We start from the raw sequence: 19,253 nt of genomic DNA on the forward strand, positions 1-19,253 counted from the left end.
TGCGGCATGCTCGGCGTTGGCAGTTGCAGGGAAGATACCGCATGCAGCGCTGCTTCAACCGCGCGTACCCTGCGGCGCAACCAACGTACAGCCGACGGCAAACTCACGTCGTCCCGCCGTAGCGCATCGGCAGCGGCCTCCATGCTGCGCACATGCGGCAAGCTTGCGACGGCGGCGTCGATCGAGGCAAGCAGACCCGGCAGCCTTGCGGCGAGAAAATCAGGCAGGAGACTGAAAGTTCGGTGTCCCTGAGGACAGTACCACCTGGCAATGCGCATCCCTGATGGTGCCGCACGCCGATAGGTGCCATGGCGAGCAAACGAGCAACCGCCAGAGGGATGCAACGGACAACGGTCCAAACGCGCGATGAGCCATTCGCGATTCGCGACGTAGCTCTCGGCACTCGATACCGTTCGCAGTGGGATCTGCATGTTCACCGCCCAGACGCCGTACATGCATAGCGTCCAGACAGATAATATGCCGAGTTGTTTGGCCCTTCAAACTCGTCCGTTGGCGCCCGAACGGCGCTCACCCCACATAAAACGGTACTCGGGATACTGAGCGGTATCTGGAGCTCCAGATACAGCGCATTTTCGGCGCATGTTTGCCGCTCGGATGTGGATGGTTCACAACTGCCCCTGCGTGTACGCGGATTCTGCCAGGCAGATGCGCGCGTGTGCTGCGGCCCGGGAAGACATCGTGGTGCCGGTCATCCGAGCCGCTGATCAAATATCCAACACGATCTTGCCGATATGCTGATTTGTTTCCTGGTAGCGAAAGGCGTCAACCATCGCTTCCAGCGGAAAGTGCCGATCAATGACCGGGCGGATGCCGGAGATATTCAGGGCGCGCACCATGTCAAGTTGGTGTCGGCGGCTACCCACCAGCAGACCGGTCAGGCGCAGGTGCTTGCGCAGCATCTGGGTGACGGTGACCGGCCCGGTCGGGTTTCCCAATGAGCCGATCACGGCGATATGTCCGCCGACACGGACTGCCGCCATCGACTGATCTAGGGTTGCGGCGCCGCCAACCTCGATTACATGGTCGGCGCCAACGCCGCCTGTCATCTCGCGTACGGTCTCGCCCCAATGCGCCGTTTTGCGATAGTTGATCAGGCAATCTGCGCCAAGTTTGTGAAGCCTGCCAAGCTTCTCGTCCGAGGACGAGGTGGCAATTACCCGCGCGCCGGCCGCTTTGGCGAATTGCAGGGCAAAGACTGATACGCCGCCGGTGCCGAGCACCAGCACGGTCTCTCCCGGTTTCAAGACGCCATCGACAAACAATGCCCGCCAGGCCGTTAAGCCGGCCGTGGTTAAAGTGGCGGCTTCAGCATGGCTGTAGCCGTGTGGAGCGTGCGTGAAGCACGCTTCGGGCAACGTCACGGCTTCCCGCGCAAAGCCGTCGACGCCATCCCCGGGAACGGTAGCGAAATCGCACACCGGCGGCTCTCCATCATGCCACGTCGGGAAGAACGTGCTGACGACATGGTCCCCGACCGAGAATGCCTTCACGCCCGCACCAATGGCTGTGACTTCCCCAGCGCCATCTGCCATCGGAATACGCCGTTCCGTCAAGCCCCGGCGGCCAGAAACCACGGCGTAGTCATGATAGTTGAGCGAACTCGCACGTATGCGGACGGCGATTTCGCCAGGACCCGGAGGGGCGGCCGTGGCTTCGCCGATGACAATGTGCTCGAAACCGGCCGGCGGATCGAGGTATACGGCTTTAGCGGAAGTCATGGTATTCCTTAGGTCGCCGACAAAAATACGGTCTGAGTTTAGCACCTGAGTATTATTAAAGTCGACAATATCTGGTGGCTGTGAGGGCCCAGTAATCAGCTGCCCTGCACACGGCTTGCGCTTTGATATTCGGAGCGGCCAGTGCACCGCTTCTGCGAATATGCGTATCCCCACCTACGAAGTCGTGATGGTGGACAAGCAGCTTTGGCTGGTTGTGCCAGAACCCGATAGCTGAGCATTCCAAGGGAGGGGACGACCTGCCCTGCGTTGGTGGATGATGTCTGTTGCGGAATCATCTGGTTCAGCGACCGTATCGATCGCTGTGTCACGAAATAGCAGGGGTGGCTGAACTTAGCCGATGCTGAAGCGTTGGCCGTCATCCACGACAAGCGTCGCACCGGTCATGAATGCGCTGGCCGGCGAGGCGAGCATCAGCAGCGCGCTATCGAGTGCTTCGGTAGTGCCCAGGCGTTGGCGAGGCAGGCCCTCAACGATCTTCTTGCCCGCGGGGGTCAGGAACATGGCGCGGTTGATGTCAGTCTCGATGTAGCCAGGACTGATGGCATTGACGTTAATGCTGTGGCGTGCCCATTCGTGGGCCATGGTGCGGGTCAGATGCTCCAGCGCTGCCTTGCTGGCGCCGTAGATGCCGAGGTACTGCGGGTGCGTCTGCGCAGCGAGCGAGCATATGTTGATGATGCGTCCGCGCAGTTGCTTGTCGATAAGGCGGCGAGCGAAGGCCGTAGACATCAGCAATGCGGCTTTCGTGTTCACGTCGAATACTCGGTCGAACATTTTCGCGTCCACGTCGAGCAGCGTCGAGCGCCCGCCGACGCCTGCATTATTCACAAGCGCCCATAGTGGCGGCATGTTTTGCTGGATTTCATCCAGGACGAGGTGCACGGCTTCTTGGTCAGCAACGTCGACGGGAAACGCCCGCGCTGTACCGCCGACTTGGGCAATCAGTCTCGCGGTTTCCCGCAGCGCCTCCGGTCGCCTGCCCAGCAGGGCGACATGCGCGCCGGTGGCGGCCAGCGTCCTTGCCGCCTGCCGCCCAAGTCCCGAGCCAGCGCCCGTGACGATGGCCGTCAGGCCTCGCAGGCCGAAGCGCTCGGCGAAAAACTCCGTGTCAAAACCATCGGTCATTTTCATTCCTTTATGTGATGTCGTTTTATCAGGGCAATGCTGCGCAATCTGCCTCGGGTTCAGTCCATCTTGATGCCGAGGCGCTGCACGATCTTCCTGTTCAATACCGACTGTATTTTTCGGGTCGCGCTGCTGCGCATCCAGAGTTCTGTCTGGCTATGCTCGAATCCCGATGAACGGCGCCTTTCGCGAGCCGCCGCGGTGTGCCGCCGACCCTCACTTCGTCGTGAATGCGCCTGTAGGGCGTGCTGCCGTGCGACCGGGGCACTCATGTGCCGATCGACGGGGGCGTTCAGGTCAGTATATCCGTGTTCGGGAGAGATTTGGACGACGCGCAGCAGGCCGACCGTGCGTTGCGCGCTCTCACGAAAGTCAATATGACCCCGTCGGGCGGTGGTGGGGTGGACAGTAAATCCGGCACATGGCGCGGCTTTGCTTACACGACCGTCCGGATCGAAGCTGTGGTAGTCGAGGATCCTGTGTTCCTGTGATAGCGGATTGCTGTCATCAAAAGGAAAGTCCGCTGCGCGCAAGGGAAAGCGGAGAATGACGCCGGGGCGGATGATTCAATCTGGGTTTTCCTTTGGTGAGCTCCAGCGGCCAGCCGCAGCTGAGCTTTCATACTTGCTAGAGAACAGGAGACGGGATGGCGAAAGTCGTTAAGTTTTACGAAACAGGCGGGCCCGAGGTCCTTCGCTTCGAGGAAGTTAGCGTGGGTGACCCGGGACCCGGAGAGGTTCGCGTCCGTCACGTGGCCGTAGGGCTGAATTTTGCCGACACTTACTTCCGCAGCGGTAATTACAAGGTCCCGCTGCCCAGCGGCATCGGCAACGAGGCCGCCGGCGTTATCCAAGCCGTCGGTGCCGGCGTCACCCATCTGGCGGTCGGCGACCGTGTGACTTATACGGGATTTACCAACACGCTGGGTGCCTACAGCACGGAGCGGCTGATCTCTGCCGATCCGCTGATCAAGCTGCCGGAGACAATCAGTTGCGAAGTCGCGGCTGCCATGACCATGCGGGGCTTGTCAGCGGCCTACCTGATGCGCCGGATCTACCCCTTCAAGGCGGGCGACTCCATCCTGCTGCATGCCGCGGCAGGCGGTGTCGGCCTGATCATTTCGCAATGGGCCAAGCTGCAGGGATTAACGGTGATCGGCACGGTTTCTACCGATGCCAAGGCCGAAGTCGCGCGCGCCCATGGCTGTGACCACACCATCAATTACAGCCATGAGGACGTGGCCACGCGCGTGCGGGAACTGACGGATGGCGTGGGCGTGAACGTGGTCTTCGACAGCGTGGGCAAGGACACCTTCATGGCCTCGCTGGACTCCCTCAAGCGCCGCGGCCTGCTGGTGTGCGTGGGTTTCGCCTCTGGCCCCGTCACCGGGTTCGATCCGGCCATACTGGCCCGCAAAGGCTCGGCATTCCTGACGCGCCCGGGCCTGGCCGACTATATCGCCGATCCTGCCGAGAAGGCAGAACTGGTCGGCGAGCTGTTCGGCCATGTGGCAGCTGGCCGCATCCAAATCGGGATTAACCAGCGCTATGCCCTGCAAGATGCCGTGCAGGCACACCGGGACCTGGAGGCTCGAAAGACCACGGGCTCCTCCATTTTTGTGATTTGACAGCTCCCCTTTCGGGAACCGCAAACAGCCAGGCAGGTTGGGCCTGCAACACGTAGCCCCGGTGATATGGCAGACGGACCCGGTTGTTCCGGATCCGCTGTCGGTGGCGCTCATGCGGGCGAACCAGACCTCAACTTGACTGAGCCTGGGGCGTGTATGAAGACGTTCCACCGGTGCGAAGTCGCCCGGTGGAGCTTCCATGGCGCGTCGGACTAGACGATGACGCCATTATTTACGTCAGCGAGGGTCTGCGCCCCGAGCATAGCCATGTTTCGATCGACCTCATCGCGCAAGAGGGTGATGGCGTGGCGAACACCTTCAGCTCCCCCAACGGACGCAGCGTAGATAAAAGGCCGTCCTAGGAAGACAAAGCGGGCTCCCAATGCCAGGGCTTTCAAAACATCACCGCCTCGCCGGATACCACTGTCCATCATGACGGTCGTCTTGTGCGCGACGCTTTCACAAATTTCCGGCAACACTGCCAGCGGTTCCACGGCACCGTCCAATTGGCGGCCACCGTGATTCGAGACGATGATGCCGTCGGCGCCCAGGGCGACAGCGCGTTCGGCGTCGGACTTATGCAAGATGCCTTTGATGACCAGGTTGCCGCGCCATCTCTGCCGGATTCGTTCGATATCGGTCCAGTTGAGGTGATCACGCCCGGTCGTATCCCGAATCGCTGAGGCCGACAAGATCGGTGCGCCGCGCGTCGCAAAGGAGTTCTCAAAATGCGGCATCCCACTTGAGAGGAGCGTTCTGGCGAACGTTCCCGCCAGCCAACGCGGCCGGGACATGCCGTCGAACGCCAGGCGGAGAGATGGCCGTAAAGGCAACGAGAAGCCAGTACGGACGTTATTCTCCCGGTTGGCCCAGACGGGAATATCAACCGTCAGGACAAGCGTAGCGAACCCGGCCGCCCCAATCCGCTCAATCAGGGCGTCCCGCCGCGTGGCATCGCCAGGCAGATACGCCTGAAACCACGTGCCTGGCGCGGCAGCGTGAACGACTTCCATCGGAATCAGGGACGTGCCACTCATGATTGCGGGTATCTGTTCTTCCCGCGCTGTTTGCGCCAGAACCACATCACCACGCAGCGCGGCAATCGCACTGATTCCGACGGGCGCTATCCCAAAGGGAGACGCGTAACGCTGCCCGAAGATCTCCGTCGCTTGCGACCTTCCAGACACGTCGACAAGGACCTTGGGACGAAACTTGACCTCGTCGAATGCCGTCCTGTTGCCGGCGAGCGACTTTTCATCCTCCGCGGCGCCGGCAATATAGCCAAAGATCGGGCGCGGAAGCACTCGCTTTGCGGCGACTTCAAAATCGGCAAGCGAGAGGATGGAGCGTAGTCGTCGAGGAAGCTGAGGGTTGGCGCCATAGGCAGGCTTGGCAGGCATTCCAGCGCCCGGAGCTACCTGGCTTTCTGTAACTTCTGTTCGAGATGTCATCTTGATTTGAAGCGTCTGTTAGACCCAACCACTGTCGTGCCGGATTCCATTGAGCAGTCAGGCAAACGTCCCGCGCTGACGCATCAGCTCACGGAACAGCGCCTCATTCTTCTTGAACGGCGCACGACCATGGACGTAGAAGTAGTTGTTTAGCACTACCAGATCGCCGACGGGCAGTGACACTTCCTTTGTTCCCGATGAGGCCTCCATGGAAGTCGACAGGTCGTTGAGAAATGCCGCCTCCTCGCGATTGCGCGGCTGTACAAACTGATCGATGAAGGACATCGACAACCCAAACTCGTTCTGAAAGAAGACCGGACGCTCGATCCTGTCGCTGACATTCTTGGATCCAGGTGCCTTGTAGAGGAAAGGCAGCGTCCCGAGACGATGACTGACAAAGCGATCAAGGTCTTCCCAGTCGTCCAGGTGTAGGAATCGGGACTCGCCGCCAATGGCATTCTGTTCTGCAAACTTCATCATCAACAGCCAGTCCGTCGCTTCGGTCACGAATGTGCCGTCGGTGTGCATCGTGAACAGTCGATAGGCCTGGCGCAAATAGGAGTCGCTGTTGTCCGTGTGCTTGACCACGAAGCGGGCATAGTAAGTCCCCGACATCGCATCGTGGTTGCTGGGGCCCAGGAGGTGCCCGATGGCCGTGCCGAAGCGAACGAAATCGTCGGCGTCCGTCGTCAGTCCCTGGAGTCCTACCGTAAAGCCACCATGCTGCCGGTCCTTCACGATGTCATTGATGGTTGTCGCGAAGTCCTCGCCGACATGTTTCGCGAGCGTGCTCGCGAGCTTGTAGCGCATGAAGGGCACATACTCGAGGTTCTGAACATCGACCTTGCGTACGTCCTGCAGAAATCCAAGGAGGGCTTGACGCCCAACGGTCACATGCAGGATGCGATGGTGATCCGGGTGGGCGGACAATTGGAAGCGGGACGCGTCATTGCGGCCAAGCAATGCTGTTGGAAGCGGGGCATTCATCGATCGTTCTCTGAGATGTGGTATGACGCTATTTCATCGGGATTTCTTGATATGATCCAGATATGAACCTGTAATCTTTGTTCCGAGATTTGGATTAAAACAATGATCGACGTTCGCCAGCTGCAGTGCTTTCTCGCCGTGGCGGAAGAACTTCACTTTGCGAAGGCGGCAGATCGCCTGGGTGTCGCACAGTCGGGGCTCAGCACCCAGATCCAGCGCCTGGAACAAGATCTGGGGGTTACGCTCTTGAACCGGAACAAAAGGAAGCCGGTGTCGCTGACCGATGCGGGGCACTTGTTCCATGCCGAGGCTGTCGCTGCGTTGCGGCACATTGAGCGAGCCGACCAGGTCGGACGCCTGGCTGCCAGAGGGTTGGCTGGCGTCATCCGTGTCGGTTATGTGGCATCTGGCGTAAGCAGCGGCCTGCTGTCCACGATGCTGAGCGAGTTTCGGAAATCACACGAAATGGTGCGGCTCGAAGTCGTGCCAATGGAAACGCCGAGGCAGTTCGAAGCACTCAGCGATGGGCAGATTGATGTGGGAATCGTCAGGCCGAGACGGCTCTGCCCGGCCGGCGTGATAACGAAGGTCGTGCAGACTGAACGTCTGCTGGCGGCAATGACAGAAGGCCATCCCCTCGCAAGGCAAGGGACGGTGTCAGCGCGCGCGCTGGCCGATCAATCGTTCATCGTCCCGCAGTTTGCAGAAGAGGAAGGATTCGGGTCTGCGTTATCCGCCCTGGGCAAAGCCGGAGGGTTCACGCCCCATCTGGAATATCGTGTCCAGGATTTCATCTCTGCAATTTGCCTGGCTTCCGCGGGATACGGAGTGGCCATCGTGCCGGAGTCAATGCAGAACTTCTCCCAGCCAGGTGCCATCTACAAGCAGATCGCCGACTTTAAGCTCTCCGTGAACCTGGCGCTGGCTTACAGACGCCGAGAAGTATCGCCAGCGGTACGAGCATTCGTGAAACTCGGCACTGAGATTTTCAGTGGCCGTGCATCCTAGGCCTGCCAACTGATGTTGCAGGTAGGCCCCATGGAGGGGCGTCCCGCACTTCCACCTTGAGCCGATCGCAGGATGCGGCATCGTCCCCGAGATGAGGGATCGTGGGGACGATGGATTGCGTGTCGACTGCAATTTGTCGACGGCGCCGCAGGGCGCAACCGCCAGCGTCAGGTGCTCATGCCGAATCTGGCGCTGCCAGGCGCCTTTTCCGCGACGTAACACCACCGGCCAATGATGAACACGGTAAAGGGCAGAACTGCCGAGAGCGGGAGCCAGCGCAAGGCGACCTCAAGACCAAACGCGTCTGCAACCATGCCGATGACAAAGGGGCCTGCGGCGAGGCCTAGAATATTGTTGAACAAGGTCAGTGTGGCAAACACCGAGCCATGAATGGCTGGCGGTGTGGCGCCGGCAATGATCGCGCTACAGGTGCCGAACGAGCTGGCGAGGAAGAACACCCCGGGTACGAGGAACGCCAGTTGCAAGTTGCCATGTGGCAAGCGGAACGCGACCGCAAGCAGCGTGCCAAGCACAAGGCAATAACCAATGGCCATGTTCCACCGCTTAAGCAGCGAATTCCCGCTGCTTTTCTGTGACCACGGCGCAATAGATGATCACCAGCACAAAGCCGAGGATTGCCATCATACCCATCGACCAGCGCCAGCCAAAGTGCGTCGCAATGAGGCCGGAAAGCGAAACGCCGAGCACCGACCCAAATGCGGCCGCCGACGTAAGACCGCCGGCAATGGTAGACCGCATATGCTTTGGAAAGATGCTCAGGAGCATAGCGAATCCGACGCTTCCGTAGGCAGCCTCGCCGACACCAACGAAAAAGCGCGCGACGACCATCTCGTGGTAGTTGCTGGCGATGGCGCACCCGAGTGTGGCAACACTCCACACTGCAACCATCAGCCCGATGCTTTTAACGCGTCCCCAACGGTCCGCGATGATGGAGAAGGGGAGGGTCAGCACTCCGACTGTCAACGGCACGATGCTGCTGATCGAGCCGAGCTGTGTGTCAGAAATCTGCCATTGCACTTTTAGGAGCGGGAACAAGGCATTGATTGCCTGCCGCGACATGTAGTCAGATAGCATCAGGCAAAACATCAAGGCAAACACCACCCACGCGTAAGCTCTGGAACCGCTGCGAGTCGCAGCCGACTCAATCGGCATCGGATTACTCGTATACTTCAATTCTGCCTCCTCGAATGATTCTCGAAACTCATGACTACTCATGCCGCCTGCTTTTGTGTCGTCGGTGTAAAGCAAGGATTCCTTAGTCAGGAGTGAATGTGGTTCCTACTGCCCGGCAGCGTCGTCGGACGCTGTGTCGCCGTGCGCTTTGAAATTCGATGCTTATTCCATGCATCTCGATGGCTTGCGTGGTGGCGCTGAAGTTAGCTCGTCTTGCCCTCGATCCCAATCGCATGTACACGGAAAGCCGAAGCTTGCTGCGGCTCGGACAGGCACGGATCGAGGTCTTGTGAGCGCGGTTGCTGCACGTTGGACAAGGCGATCCTCAAAAAGAACCGCTCGCACCGGATCATCCTGCGTGGCGTTACTTCCCGCTTTACCTTGCGCGCCTTTGACTTGGCTTCTTGTGACAAGTCGCTGACGCAGGAAACACTGGATCATCACGGGGGCCGGGTTCATCGTGAGTTGAGAAGTCGCTTGTGCCTATATCTCTCAGGGTTTTCCCTCTGTCTGCGCGAATTGGTAAAAGCATGTCGCGATCGGCTAAGCCGGTTGACGTGGTGCGAACCGAGAATACAAAAAAATAGGCAAACCGCCCTCACGCGTGTGGACAGTGGTGCAATCGGCCGCCCATGAGAGTGGGCTGCGGTTCATCTTGCAACGACCTACCGGAGCGGATCAGCAAGAAGAGCAACGGCTGGAACTCGGTGCGCCCTCGGCCCCGTCTTCGACGAAGCTTTCCAAACACGCAAAGTAGCAATCAAGAGGTACAGAAATGAAGATGCAGGCCAACAACTTATGGTGGCGCGGATACGCCTTGGCGTTGGGTGTTGGTGTCGCCGGCTGGCTGCCCGCGGCTCAGGCGGCCCAACAGGCTTGGCCAACGAAGCCGATCCGCCTGGTGGTGGCGGGGCCTGCCGGCGGCAGCGCTGACGCACTGGCGCGGCTGCTGGCGGAAGGCCTGCATAGGCCATGGAGCAAGCCGGTCATTGTAGAGAACAAGCCTGGTGCCGCTGGTGCGCTGGCGATCAGCGACTTGCAGTCCACTGGCAAGGATGGTCATACCCTCCTGGTCATCCAGGGCGGTGTTGTGAGCGAGGCCCCGTTGGCCTACAAGGTCCATTACAAGCCGTTTGCCGACCTGAAGCCCCTTGCCCAGATCAGCCGAACGGGGTTGGTGCTGGTCGCCAACAAGGATCTTCCTGTCTCCAACCTGAAGCAACTTGTGGACTACGGCAAATCGCAAAAGGACGGGCTCGTATTCGCTTCCTACGCTGCCGGATTAAAGGGCCACACCTCGGGCATACTGCTCGGACAACTCACCCATATGCCAATGCGGCATGTGGGCTACAAGGGCTCTCCTCCGGCATTGAACGACCTCATGGGTGGCCACGTGCCGCTGATGTTCGATGGGGTGACTACCTCGCTGCCGCTGATCAAAGCAGGGAAGATCAAAGCGATTGCGGTGGCCTATCCGACCCGGATTGCAGGATTGGCGGATGTGCCTACGTTCAAGGAGCTTGGCTATCCGCAGCTGGCGCAAGCAGGCTGGTTCGCCGTGTGGTCCCGCCCGGATGTTGACCCGGCGGTCCAGCAAAAAATCCGCGAGGCCACGCTGGCATTCTTCAAGCAACCCGCAGTGCAGAATCGCATCAAGGACATGGGCATGGAGCAGGGCGATCCCGCCACCTCGGATGAGATGATGGCGGAGCTGAAGCAGGCATACCAGCAACAGGCCGCGCTGCTGAAGTCCATTAACTACCAGCCGGAATAATAAGAAGATGCGATAAGTCAATTCGCCACTGGCTTCCGATGCGAGCGTGCGGTGTCGCTGATCAGGCGAGTTCTCATCGGGGAAGGGGAGCAGGGCTTTCGTCCCAACTGACTCTTGGCGGAAATCAAATCAGTAGCCATGATTTGACGCATGGAGACGGGCGCGATGGTTTGGTTCCTTCCGGGTGATACGGACCGTTGGCGCCGTCGACTATATCTGCGCTACTACCTGCTGTCATTCCGTATCCGGCATCATGACTGGAAAACGAAGTTCGTGGCGCAGATTGTTCGCCCGTCGCCGGTGGTACAGCAGTTACCTCGGCTGAAAAAATTGGCTGGATGGTAACTGTGGCACGCTCGTCAGGTGCGCATTGGCAAACTGGCCAATGCGTCTGGCCAGTCGTCCGTGGGGGCACTGTCGTCTGGAATAGCCGCCGGCCCTGTCCTTCATTCCCGGCCGATGGCACTAGGCCATGGTTCGATCACGAGAGCTCGCGAATGAACGCTTCCGCCTGCGGCCACTCGCCATAGCCGGAAGCCGGATTCAGATGCCCGACTTCCCCGAGTTCGACGAAGCGGCTTCCCCACGCCTGCGCCAGGTCACGGGCGCGATCGAGACGCGTCAGGGGATCGTTGCTGCTTGCCGCAACGATGCTCGGAAACGGCAAGGTGGCGCGAGGAATCGGCAGCCAGCCGTTGTCGTGCAGCGTGTCGGTCGTCGGGGAGCCTGCCGGCATGGGCGTCTCGAGGTCCGCGGGTGCTGCAAGCAGTGCGCCGAGGATCTCGCGTTTGGCGCCTCGGGCCGCCCAATGGGCGATCATCATCGCGCCTGCGCTGTGCGCCACGATGATGACCGGCCCCTCGATGGTAGCCAGGGCCCGCTCGATCGCATCGACCCGGGCAGCGCAGCTCAGCTTGCCTTGCTCAAGCGGGGGGACGGAGACCACGCGAGGCAGCTTCGCCGCCAGGAGGGTCTGCCAGTTTTCCGGCACATGGTCACGCAGGCCGGGGACGATCAGAACGGTTGGTGTCGTAGGGTTCATGTCGAGCATTCAATATGGCGCGTCACCCATGATGGCGGTGCGCTCCATCTTTCGGTGGCACGGGGGGTAATCCATTACTGCGTAGTGCTGGGTCGAACGGTTGTCCCAGAACGCAACGCTGTTTCTCTTCCAACGGAAACGCACCTGGTATTCGGGGATGTTGGCCTGGCTGACCAGATAGTTAAGCAAATTGCTGGCGCCCGGCGCCTTGTCCAATCCGAAGCGTACGTTGGCCGGCACGTTGTAATTGGTGAAGTGCGTCGTAAAGCTTCCGTTGACGAACAGCACTTTCTCTCCGGTTTCCGGATGGGTGCGCACCACTGGATGCTCGGCGTCGGGGTATTGAGCCTTGAGGGCAAGACGCTTTTCGATCGGCATCGCTGCGCCGAAGCTCGCCTCGATGCTGTGGCGCGCGCGCAGTGTGGCGATTTTCGTCTTGATCTCCTCGGGCAATTGGTTATAAGCGTCGACCATGTTGACCCACATTGTGTCGCCGCCCACAGGCGGGCATTCAATGCAGCGCAGAACGCAGGCTTGCGGAGGCTTCTCGCGCCAGGTGGCATCGGTATGCCAGGAATTCTCGTTGCGATCTGGAGGGCTGTCCGGGGTCTTATAGATCTGCACCAGTCCCGGGTGATCGGGATGGCTGCCCACCACTGGATGGTCCTCCAGCTTGCCGAAGCGGCTCGCAAATGCCACGTGTTGCGCGCGCGTGATGTCCTGGTCGCGGAAGAACAGCACACGATGCTTGAGCAGCAGTGACCGGATCTCCGCCATCTGCTGGTCGTCCTCGGCAGCCGTTCCCAGGTTGACGTTGCTGAGCTCTGCGCCGATCGTGCAAGTCAGAGCCTCGACCCGGATCGAGCTGCTCAGAGAGGTGGCGCGGACCACTGCGGGCGCCGCCATTGGGGTGTGATTCATGATGGTTGTCTCCAGTGATAGATTAGGCCGATCGACCCTTGTGAGTTTGGATGTTTCTGGCTTCTCCCGCTTGAAAGTGCGTGACAAGCATTTATCATTTCATGTCACAGCTATATTTAGGTTCCTCAATGTCGTCACTTGTCCGTGCTGCAGCCCTCACCAACTACAGCGAGGTCGCTCGTGCTGCTGGACTGGATCCGGCACGGATGCTCCTTGATGCAGGGTTAAGTCCGAACGTACTGCGCGAGCCGGACCTCAAGATACCTGTGGAGCGTGTCGGACGATTGCTTCAGGCGTCCGCAACCATGTCGGGCAACGAGAGTTTTGGGCTATGCATGGCCGAGTCACGCCTGCTGTCCAATCTTGGGCCGGTAGGATTGCTGATCCGCGACCAGGCGACGCTAGGCGACTCACTTCGAATGCTGATGCGCTATCAAGCATTGCTGAACGGCGCGCTGTTGCTGGCAATCGAGGAGTGCGGCGATCTGGCGATTATTCGGGAAGTGGTAATGGCTGGCAATGCGCATGAGCCCACACGTCAACGGGTGGAACTGGCGCTAGGCGTCATGGTGCGGTTGATACGCCAGCTCCACAGACCCGACTGGGAGCCGGGGCGTGTATGCTTTGAGCATACGGCGCCACGCGACCTGAGTGTGCACAAACGGTTTTTCGGCTCGTGCGTCGAGTTCAACTATGACTTCAACTGCATTATCTGCGCGAAGGCCGATCTCGAAGCTCGCAACCCGTTTGCCGATCCATCCATGGCGCGCTACGCGCAGCAGTTGATAGACGCCTCTGCCACGTCGCAGCAGGTGACAATGGTTGAGGATGTGCGGCGCATTGTTCTGCTGCTTTTGCCCAGCGGGCGTTGCAGCATCGAGCAAGCGGCCGACCACCTAGGCATGGTGTGCCGCACGGTTCAGCGCCGGTTGGCAGAGGAGGGGCAGAGCTTCTCGTCAATCGTCAACGACATCCGCACGGAACTCTCCGCGCGTCATGTCATCGAGACAGATCGTCCGTTGACCGAGGTGGCGACGTTGCTCGGTTTTTCTGCGCCGAGTGGATTCTCGCGCTGGTATCACGCGCAATTTGGTTGTAGTCCCAAGAACAGTCGGGCCGCGCGCGGCACAGTGCGTCGATAGACGGCACTGGCCCGGGCGAGCAGAGCATGAGCTAGGTTGCATACAGACGCATGTTTGTTCCGATCGCGGAAGTGCTTCGTTTCGCTAGCCGGAGCGGTGTGTTGGTCTAACCGATGGTTGATTGAGATCTGGCGCGCGATTCCTTTCATCGTGCCGCCCTGGGCGCGTAGCGCCATCACCGGCTCGTACAGCGCCAGCCGCGTGGCATATCGCTGATCGCTCAGACGCTGCCATCACCGGAGTGAGTTGTGGCTCTGCGTGAGCCGATCGAAGTGTTCGAGGCAGGGAAGGAACTTCGGTGGCCGCGTGGATGCGTGCGCACCCATCGATCGAGATTGTTGCCAGGGACCGGGCCGGGGCCTACTCCGAGGCGGTCGAAATCGCGCTGCCGGCTGCCAAGCAAGTTTCGGGTCGATGGCCCAGTGCCAGAAGCCGTTGCCAGACGGGAGCGCCCAGGTCGTATAGCGTCGGCGTGAAACTCTGGGTGCCTTCCGGAGCGCCCTGTCCATTGCAGCGCGGGCGAACGGTTCTTGGCCGGTGCCGCCCCGTCATCGAACTCATGCACCAGTTGAAACGCATCCTTGAATTCAGGCGTCCAAGCTCCGGAATTCGTCTATAGTGGGACTGCCGCCGTGACGACAGAAAGTCGCCGGGCTGTCCGCGGGGGGCCGTGAGTTGCGCATATCACACGGTCGCCACATGAGGGATGCCGGATAGGGCTCAGACCCAAACTCCGGAACGGCGCCCCTCCACGGCGGCATTTCTTACGCCGCTTCTCCCATTAGCCCCTGTTGACATCCCCGGTTCACCAGACCGGGTTCGGGCATTGGCGTTCAAGTGGGTCGGATCCACTACCGCTGCTGGCAGACAGGCTGTACGACGAGAGCACCGGGGCGGTCAACAGCTAGGGCCCGCCCGAGCATCACACCGACCGCGAAGACGTAAGCATCCTGACGTACGCCGGCAAGTCTAGGCACTGGTAGCCGGCGGCCGTCAGCACCCGAGCCTCTTCGTCAGAAAAGACTGGCGAGAACAGCGCCTTGGTCAACGTCCACCCTTTCACCCGGCGCCCTTCCTTTGTCGACATGAATCGCTCGATGTGTCGCTCAAATTCGGAAAGCGAGGAGCGGATGTGCTTGCTTGCACTACGCTTACACGAGCCGAAGCGGATACGCCGCGCATCCTCGTCGAGTGCAACGATGTCGATCTCGATCGCATTCTGTTCGTCTCGCGGCCGATTCCAGTAGCCTAGCTCGATGGAGGTCAGCGAGAAATCGCCCACGCCCTTTCGCGAACACTCTACGTGCAACTGACGAATCAGTTTCTCGAACGCGTATCCCTCGTGCCCGTGCAGACGAGGGAGCGTCAGATCGATCGCTTTCGATAGCGGGCGCATACGGGAAGCGTCCCGCGCCGGTTTCACGACCGACAGCCACGCCTGCAAAAAGTTGTCGGTGATGTAATAGCGGGAATTGCGGCTCTTGCTCTCCGAGAACACCGGGTGGCGCTTGTCGACCATATGGTAATTCTCGACCAAGCGTTTGACTGTCACCTTCAACGACGCTTCGTCTTCATCCCGCAGCAGTGTGCTGACCAGTTGCCCGTGGCTCGAGCCTGGATGTTCCGCGAGGAAATTTAGGACTGAGAGCAGTCTGCCCTTCACCTCACGAAGGAAGGATGTGTCTGCCTCTTCGGCCAGAGGGCTGCCTTCGCGAAGGAACATCCGCTCGAGCAAGGCTTCCTGAAACCGGGCGCCCACCTGAAACAGGCCTTGGTCATACGCGTCCCGGTAGAACTTGGGAACGCCCTCGAAGAAGCCCCAGAGCGTGAGCCAATGGTGCGGGTCGCGGATATCGTGTGCGCGGTACACCTCGATCAAGTCCTCGAAATCCCAGTGCTGCAGATCGATCGTCGCAGTGAGCCGCCCAAAGAGCGGCGCACCCTTGTCGTCGAGGAGCGCGCTCATTTCCGACTGCAGAGAGCCAAGGACAAATAGCCCGCCCCCTTGCGTATCGCGCAGCCGGTCCACTTGCTCCTGCAGGAAGGAGTTGAAGGCGTAGAGCCTCGCCTGCGTGAAATACTGGAATTCGTCCAACACGACGATTAGGCCGCGACGGCATAGCTGGCCGATCACGCCGGCCATCGAGGCGAAATCAGTGACTTGCGGGGCTAGTGCATTGGCGATCTCGGATTCGCAGTCTTCCAGCGCCCGGCGGAACCCAGTCGCCACATCTCGCTCGTCCGAGTCTGGTATCTGCATGTAAACCATCCGGGCGAGTAGCGACGGTTCGCTCTTGGATAGCTCACGCAGCAGGGTCGTCTTGCCAATGCGTCGTCGGCCTTGGATACGGCAGAAGAACCAGTTTGGGCCATGGACAATCCGGTCCAGCGTCTCCAGCGTGCCCATCCGTCCGTAGAATTCCCAAGTGGTCATAGTATCTGGTTTAGTTACACGGGTGTATCTTAAAGCGTTATTGGCCGCAAAGCTAGGTGAAAGAACGCTTTTGGCCGAGGAAACCCAGCTCCCTCCATCAAGCCGGTGAGCTCCGAGGACGCGTATATTACGATTTTGCCTATAAGATACAACAATGTATCTTATAAACATATGGCTAATAAGTATCTTATACATCCGCTGCCGGTGTGCAAAATGCGGCGGTTTCCAGTGAGAGCGCCCCCCGGGCCACTTCAGCTGGTACCAATCGGAGTGGAAGCAATGCGGGGGCGATCTGGTCGCGATAGAAGGCACATCACTTCGAGATGGCTAGGCAACATCGAATCCGCGTATGGCGAACTAGGCACAGGCACCATGCCGTTGTAAGATCACGGCACTAATAACCCAAGCCGCTTAGGTTTGGTACAATCAATGCCAACGGTCTTATCGATTTTCGGCCTGCGTGTGGTGATCTACCCCAACGACCATCGCCCGGCCCATGTCCACGTGATGGGCAAAGGCTGCGAAGCTGTCTTCAATCTGCACTGTCCGAAGGGGCCGCCAGAATTGCGCGAGAACTATGGTTTTGCGGCCAGGGACTTGGGGAAAATCGTCGACGCGCTGATCGCCCATCTGGCGGCGTTGTGCCGCGACTGGAGAGGCATCCATGGAAATTACTGACGACGTGCTGGCCGCTGCGAATGCGCGCGGCGCGGCCAAAAGGGCCTCCTTCCCGGCGGTGGTGTCGGTGCGCTATGACCGGCGCGTCTCGCGCGTGGTAATCGCGTTGGCATCCGGCCTTGAACTGGCGTTTTCGCCCAAGGCGGCGCAGGGTCTGGAACACGCCCACCCGGCGGACTTGGCCGACGCCGAAATCAGCCCCTCGGGGCTTGGCATCCATTTCCCCCACTTGGACGCGGATCTGTATCTGCCGGCGCTGCTCGAAGGTTTTCTCGGCTCCAAGCGTTGGATGGCGTCAGAGCTGGGCAAACGTGGAGGTGCGGCCTCGACGGCTGCCAAGGCGGCGGCTGCGCGGGAAAACGGTAGGCTTGGCGGACGCCCCCGCAAGAGCAAGTTGCCTGCCGCCGCGTGAAAACAAGGAGCGCCCCTGAAGCGCTTCAGCAGTGCCAACCATGCCGCCTATCGTTGCGAATTAACCCGCGGCCGACCGAAGTGGAAGGTGGTTGGCGCCTGCCGAGGCGAAGATTAAATCCAGGCTCCTATCCGATCGCAGTGGCCGATGGGCGTTGTGGTTGTTGCGCGGCACCTTGGCAAAGCGCGCGTTGTAGTAGGCGATGAACTCCGCCATGAACGCATTGGCGGCCTCCATGGCGGCTGTAGGCGAATTCGATAGAAGGCAGCCAATCCCGTTCTGAATTTATAGTTTCACTTTAATGAAACAAGCTGGCGAACAGCAGTCTGGCTGGCTTGCCGCGCTTCCCGGGGCGGGCCTCTATGCCGCGACCACTACCTGAGACGACGCCTTCGTCGCGCGACAAACTCTTCCCAACCGGGCGACCGCATACGAACAGCCTGACAGGAGATGCCCATTGCCCCAGGCGGCGAGGCACTGCGGTGGCTTGTCGGTGCTGTCTAATCGGGAGAGCTGCAAGGGGGCAATCTCGAGCACGCCCCTGCGTGAGCTGGACGAACTGGGTTTGACGATGCTCGTCGCATGCGCCTTGGCACCCGAACACGCAGCGGCTGATGAGCGTGGCGCAGTTCGCTTTGAGGAATGGCGCCATTTTGGCGCGGTTTATAAAATTGCGCCAAACGTGGCGCAGTATGAGGATTTCACTTATGTGATGCACGAGATACGCAGCGCGGCCAGTGCTTTGCTGCCGGGATGTCAAGTGACGCCCGACGCCGAAATCTAAATGCAATTAACCGCCAAGCGGCGCCAGCAACTATCATCACAGGCTACTAGCGGCATGCCGCGATCAGCGCCCTGGTTCGGCGCACTCGGTACGATTTGGGCGCTTCAACTGCAACTTGCGGATGCCAATACAAGGATGTGAGAGGACGATCTTGCCGTTTGGATTTCCTTACATTAAAGTAAGGAATGCAAGTATCAGGAGGTGCTATGGCATCTGCAACCATGACATCAAAGGGACAGGTCACAATCCCGGTGGAAGTGCGGACTCATCTGGGCCTGTCTACCGGGGACCGGATCGAATTCGTGCTCAATGAACAAACGGGACGCTATGAAGTGGTCCCTGCCACCCGCTCGGTAACCGCTCTCAAGGGCATTATTCGCAAGCCTGCGAAGCCAGTCTCGATCGACGACATGAATGCAGCGATAGCGGAGCAAGGGGCTTCTGCGCGATGATCGGTCTCGACACGAATGTGCTCGTACGATACTTCGCGCAAGATGATCCTGTGCAGGCTAAGCAGGCAACAGAACTGATCGAGTCGCTGACCGGGGACGCCCCGGGTTATGTCACCCAGGTGGCCCTCGTCGAAGTCGTGTGGGTATTAGGACGGGCTTATGGTGCGGACCGCGATGAAATCACGCAGGTGGTCGAGACGCTGCTACGGACGAAAGAATTGGTAGTCGAATCGGCGGAAACAGTCTGGAAGGCATTGCGCCTTTATGGCGGGTCATCGGCCGATTTCGCCGACTGCCTTATCGAACGGATGTGTCACGACGCGCAGTGTGAATACACGATGACGTTTGACACGAAAGCGGCCAAGGGCGCCGGAATGCGGCTCATAAAATAAGGGAAAAAGGCATTCAGCAGTTCCAGGCCGATCTGCGCAAGCTGATTGGCGTCAACCTGGCTTAATGAAC

Annotated in this window: 19 protein-coding genes and 1 pseudogene; 11 read left to right on the forward strand and 9 right to left on the reverse strand. The window is 59.8% G+C overall.

Annotated elements, in window-relative coordinates:
* Positions 1 to 725 precede the first annotated feature (725 nt).
* Positions 726 to 1,739: a zinc-dependent alcohol dehydrogenase family protein gene (locus tag CTP10_RS32660; RefSeq protein WP_116323912.1), complete on the reverse strand. Its 1,014-nt coding sequence runs from the start codon at positions 1,737 to 1,739 to the stop codon at positions 726 to 728.
* 115 nt (positions 1,740 to 1,854) lie between these two features.
* Between CTP10_RS32660 and CTP10_RS32665 the strand changes: the two genes are divergently transcribed.
* Complete coding sequence (locus CTP10_RS32665) at positions 1,855 to 1,974, forward strand: hypothetical protein (protein WP_233528485.1); 120 nt, start codon at positions 1,855 to 1,857, stop codon at positions 1,972 to 1,974.
* A gap of 116 nt (positions 1,975 to 2,090) precedes the next feature.
* On the opposite strand, the gene CTP10_RS32670 is transcribed toward CTP10_RS32665, so the two are convergent.
* Positions 2,091 to 2,885, reverse strand: coding sequence for an SDR family NAD(P)-dependent oxidoreductase (locus CTP10_RS32670; protein WP_116323914.1), 795 nt, complete (start codon positions 2,883 to 2,885; stop codon positions 2,091 to 2,093).
* A 323-nt stretch (positions 2,886 to 3,208) separates the two neighbouring features.
* Between CTP10_RS32670 and CTP10_RS32675 the strand changes: the two genes are divergently transcribed.
* Together CTP10_RS32675 and CTP10_RS32680 are read left to right on the forward strand one after the other, a co-directional pair.
* Positions 3,209 to 3,376, forward strand: coding sequence for a hypothetical protein (locus tag CTP10_RS32675; RefSeq protein WP_158577777.1), 168 nt, complete (start codon positions 3,209 to 3,211; stop codon positions 3,374 to 3,376).
* A gap of 155 nt (positions 3,377 to 3,531) precedes the next feature.
* On the forward strand, positions 3,532 to 4,512 hold the full coding sequence (locus CTP10_RS32680) for a quinone oxidoreductase family protein (RefSeq protein ID WP_116323916.1): 981 nt from the start codon (positions 3,532 to 3,534) through the stop codon (positions 4,510 to 4,512).
* A gap of 212 nt (positions 4,513 to 4,724) precedes the next feature.
* Here CTP10_RS32680 and CTP10_RS32685 read toward each other — a convergent pair whose 3' ends face one another.
* Together CTP10_RS32685 and glaH are read right to left on the reverse strand one after the other, a co-directional pair.
* On the reverse strand, positions 4,725 to 5,912 hold the full coding sequence (locus CTP10_RS32685) for an alpha-hydroxy acid oxidase (RefSeq protein ID WP_116323917.1): 1,188 nt from the start codon (positions 5,910 to 5,912) through the stop codon (positions 4,725 to 4,727).
* Positions 5,913 to 6,020: 108 nt separating this feature from the next.
* On the reverse strand, positions 6,021 to 6,950 hold the full coding sequence (gene glaH, locus CTP10_RS32690; protein WP_116323918.1) for a glutarate dioxygenase GlaH: 930 nt from the start codon (positions 6,948 to 6,950) through the stop codon (positions 6,021 to 6,023).
* A gap of 102 nt (positions 6,951 to 7,052) precedes the next feature.
* On the opposite strand from glaH, the gene CTP10_RS32695 reads away from it, so the two are divergent.
* Positions 7,053 to 7,958, forward strand: coding sequence for a LysR family transcriptional regulator (locus CTP10_RS32695; protein WP_116323919.1), 906 nt, complete (start codon positions 7,053 to 7,055; stop codon positions 7,956 to 7,958).
* A gap of 167 nt (positions 7,959 to 8,125) precedes the next feature.
* Here CTP10_RS32695 and CTP10_RS41360 read toward each other — a convergent pair.
* Positions 8,126 to 9,131 (reverse strand): annotated as a pseudogene (locus CTP10_RS41360) (MFS transporter).
* A gap of 796 nt (positions 9,132 to 9,927) precedes the next feature.
* On the opposite strand from CTP10_RS41360, the gene CTP10_RS32710 reads away from it, so the two are divergent.
* Complete coding sequence (locus CTP10_RS32710; protein WP_116323920.1) at positions 9,928 to 10,926, forward strand: tripartite tricarboxylate transporter substrate binding protein; 999 nt, start codon at positions 9,928 to 9,930, stop codon at positions 10,924 to 10,926.
* 481 nt (positions 10,927 to 11,407) lie between these two features.
* On the opposite strand, the gene CTP10_RS32715 is transcribed toward CTP10_RS32710, so the two are convergent.
* Positions 11,408 to 11,968 (reverse strand): RBBP9/YdeN family alpha/beta hydrolase, encoded by a 561-nt coding sequence (locus CTP10_RS32715; protein WP_116323930.1) that lies wholly within the window; start codon positions 11,966 to 11,968, stop codon positions 11,408 to 11,410.
* Positions 11,969 to 11,977: 9 nt separating this feature from the next.
* Positions 11,978 to 12,829, reverse strand: a complete 852-nt coding sequence (locus tag CTP10_RS32720; RefSeq protein WP_271816234.1) for a TauD/TfdA dioxygenase family protein — start codon at positions 12,827 to 12,829, stop codon at positions 11,978 to 11,980.
* Positions 12,830 to 13,017: 188 nt separating this feature from the next.
* Between CTP10_RS32720 and CTP10_RS32725 the strand changes: the two genes are divergently transcribed.
* The gene (locus tag CTP10_RS32725) at positions 13,018 to 14,031 is read left to right on the forward strand and encodes an AraC family transcriptional regulator (RefSeq protein ID WP_116323931.1); all 1,014 of its coding nucleotides are present in this window, start codon (positions 13,018 to 13,020) and stop codon (positions 14,029 to 14,031) included.
* 922 nt (positions 14,032 to 14,953) lie between these two features.
* Here CTP10_RS32725 and CTP10_RS32730 read toward each other — a convergent pair.
* The gene (locus CTP10_RS32730; protein WP_116323922.1) at positions 14,954 to 16,465 is read right to left on the reverse strand and encodes an ATP-binding protein; all 1,512 of its coding nucleotides are present in this window, start codon (positions 16,463 to 16,465) and stop codon (positions 14,954 to 14,956) included.
* Between the two features lie 429 nt (positions 16,466 to 16,894).
* Between CTP10_RS32730 and CTP10_RS32735 the strand changes: the two genes are divergently transcribed.
* Positions 16,895 to 17,143: a DUF4160 domain-containing protein gene (locus CTP10_RS32735; protein ID WP_116323923.1), complete on the forward strand. Its 249-nt coding sequence runs from the start codon at positions 16,895 to 16,897 to the stop codon at positions 17,141 to 17,143.
* Entirely contained in the window at positions 17,130 to 17,555 is a 426-nt protein-coding gene (locus tag CTP10_RS32740) for a DUF2442 domain-containing protein (RefSeq protein WP_116323924.1), read from the forward strand. The genes CTP10_RS32735 and CTP10_RS32740 overlap by 14 nt, the downstream gene beginning before the upstream one ends.
* A 60-nt stretch (positions 17,556 to 17,615) precedes the next feature.
* On the opposite strand, the gene CTP10_RS32745 is transcribed toward CTP10_RS32740, so the two are convergent.
* Positions 17,616 to 17,792 (reverse strand): hypothetical protein, encoded by a 177-nt coding sequence (locus CTP10_RS32745; RefSeq protein WP_233528488.1) that lies wholly within the window; start codon positions 17,790 to 17,792, stop codon positions 17,616 to 17,618.
* A gap of 328 nt (positions 17,793 to 18,120) precedes the next feature.
* Between CTP10_RS32745 and CTP10_RS32750 the strand changes: the two genes are divergently transcribed.
* The 3 genes from CTP10_RS32750 to CTP10_RS32760 all read left to right on the forward strand — a co-directional run bounded on the left by CTP10_RS32750 (position 18,121) and on the right by CTP10_RS32760 (position 19,183).
* On the forward strand, positions 18,121 to 18,339 hold the full coding sequence (locus CTP10_RS32750; protein WP_147316349.1) for a hypothetical protein: 219 nt from the start codon (positions 18,121 to 18,123) through the stop codon (positions 18,337 to 18,339).
* A 206-nt stretch (positions 18,340 to 18,545) separates the two neighbouring features.
* Positions 18,546 to 18,791 (forward strand): AbrB/MazE/SpoVT family DNA-binding domain-containing protein, encoded by a 246-nt coding sequence (locus tag CTP10_RS32755; RefSeq protein ID WP_116323926.1) that lies wholly within the window; start codon positions 18,546 to 18,548, stop codon positions 18,789 to 18,791.
* Positions 18,788 to 19,183, forward strand: coding sequence for a PIN domain-containing protein (locus tag CTP10_RS32760; RefSeq protein ID WP_116323927.1), 396 nt, complete (start codon positions 18,788 to 18,790; stop codon positions 19,181 to 19,183). Before CTP10_RS32755 ends, CTP10_RS32760 begins: the two co-directional genes overlap by 4 nt.
* Positions 19,184 to 19,253: the final 70 nt, after the last annotated feature.

The organism is Cupriavidus sp. P-10 (genome assembly GCF_003402535.2).
In the GTDB taxonomy this organism is placed as follows: Bacteria; Pseudomonadota; Gammaproteobacteria; order Burkholderiales; family Burkholderiaceae; genus Cupriavidus.

What these genes read in the sequence shown, in the direction of transcription:
- CTP10_RS32660 (WP_116323912.1), bottom strand. Translation starts at nt 1,739, where the DNA reads ATGACTTCCGCTAAAGCCGTATACCTCGATCCGCCGGCCGGTTTCGAG.
- CTP10_RS32670 (WP_116323914.1), bottom strand. Translation starts at nt 2,885, where the DNA reads ATGACCGATGGTTTTGACACGGAGTTTTTCGCCGAGCGCTTCGGCCTG.
- CTP10_RS32680 (WP_116323916.1), top strand. Translation starts at nt 3,532, where the DNA reads ATGGCGAAAGTCGTTAAGTTTTACGAAACAGGCGGGCCCGAGGTCCTT.
- CTP10_RS32685 (WP_116323917.1), bottom strand. Translation starts at nt 5,912, where the DNA reads ATGCCTGCCAAGCCTGCCTATGGCGCCAACCCTCAGCTTCCTCGACGA.
- glaH (WP_116323918.1), bottom strand. Translation starts at nt 6,950, where the DNA reads ATGAATGCCCCGCTTCCAACAGCATTGCTTGGCCGCAATGACGCGTCC.
- CTP10_RS32695 (WP_116323919.1), top strand. Translation starts at nt 7,053, where the DNA reads ATGATCGACGTTCGCCAGCTGCAGTGCTTTCTCGCCGTGGCGGAAGAA.
- CTP10_RS32710 (WP_116323920.1), top strand. Translation starts at nt 9,928, where the DNA reads ATGAAGATGCAGGCCAACAACTTATGGTGGCGCGGATACGCCTTGGCG.
- CTP10_RS32715 (WP_116323930.1), bottom strand. Translation starts at nt 11,968, where the DNA reads ATGAACCCTACGACACCAACCGTTCTGATCGTCCCCGGCCTGCGTGAC.
- CTP10_RS32725 (WP_116323931.1), top strand. Translation starts at nt 13,018, where the DNA reads ATGTCGTCACTTGTCCGTGCTGCAGCCCTCACCAACTACAGCGAGGTC.
- CTP10_RS32730 (WP_116323922.1), bottom strand. Translation starts at nt 16,465, where the DNA reads ATGACCACTTGGGAATTCTACGGACGGATGGGCACGCTGGAGACGCTG.
- CTP10_RS32735 (WP_116323923.1), top strand. Translation starts at nt 16,895, where the DNA reads ATGCCAACGGTCTTATCGATTTTCGGCCTGCGTGTGGTGATCTACCCC.
- CTP10_RS32740 (WP_116323924.1), top strand. Translation starts at nt 17,130, where the DNA reads ATGGAAATTACTGACGACGTGCTGGCCGCTGCGAATGCGCGCGGCGCG.
- CTP10_RS32745 (WP_233528488.1), bottom strand. Translation starts at nt 17,792, where the DNA reads ATGGAGGCCGCCAATGCGTTCATGGCGGAGTTCATCGCCTACTACAAC.
- CTP10_RS32755 (WP_116323926.1), top strand. Translation starts at nt 18,546, where the DNA reads ATGGCATCTGCAACCATGACATCAAAGGGACAGGTCACAATCCCGGTG.
- CTP10_RS32760 (WP_116323927.1), top strand. Translation starts at nt 18,788, where the DNA reads ATGATCGGTCTCGACACGAATGTGCTCGTACGATACTTCGCGCAAGAT.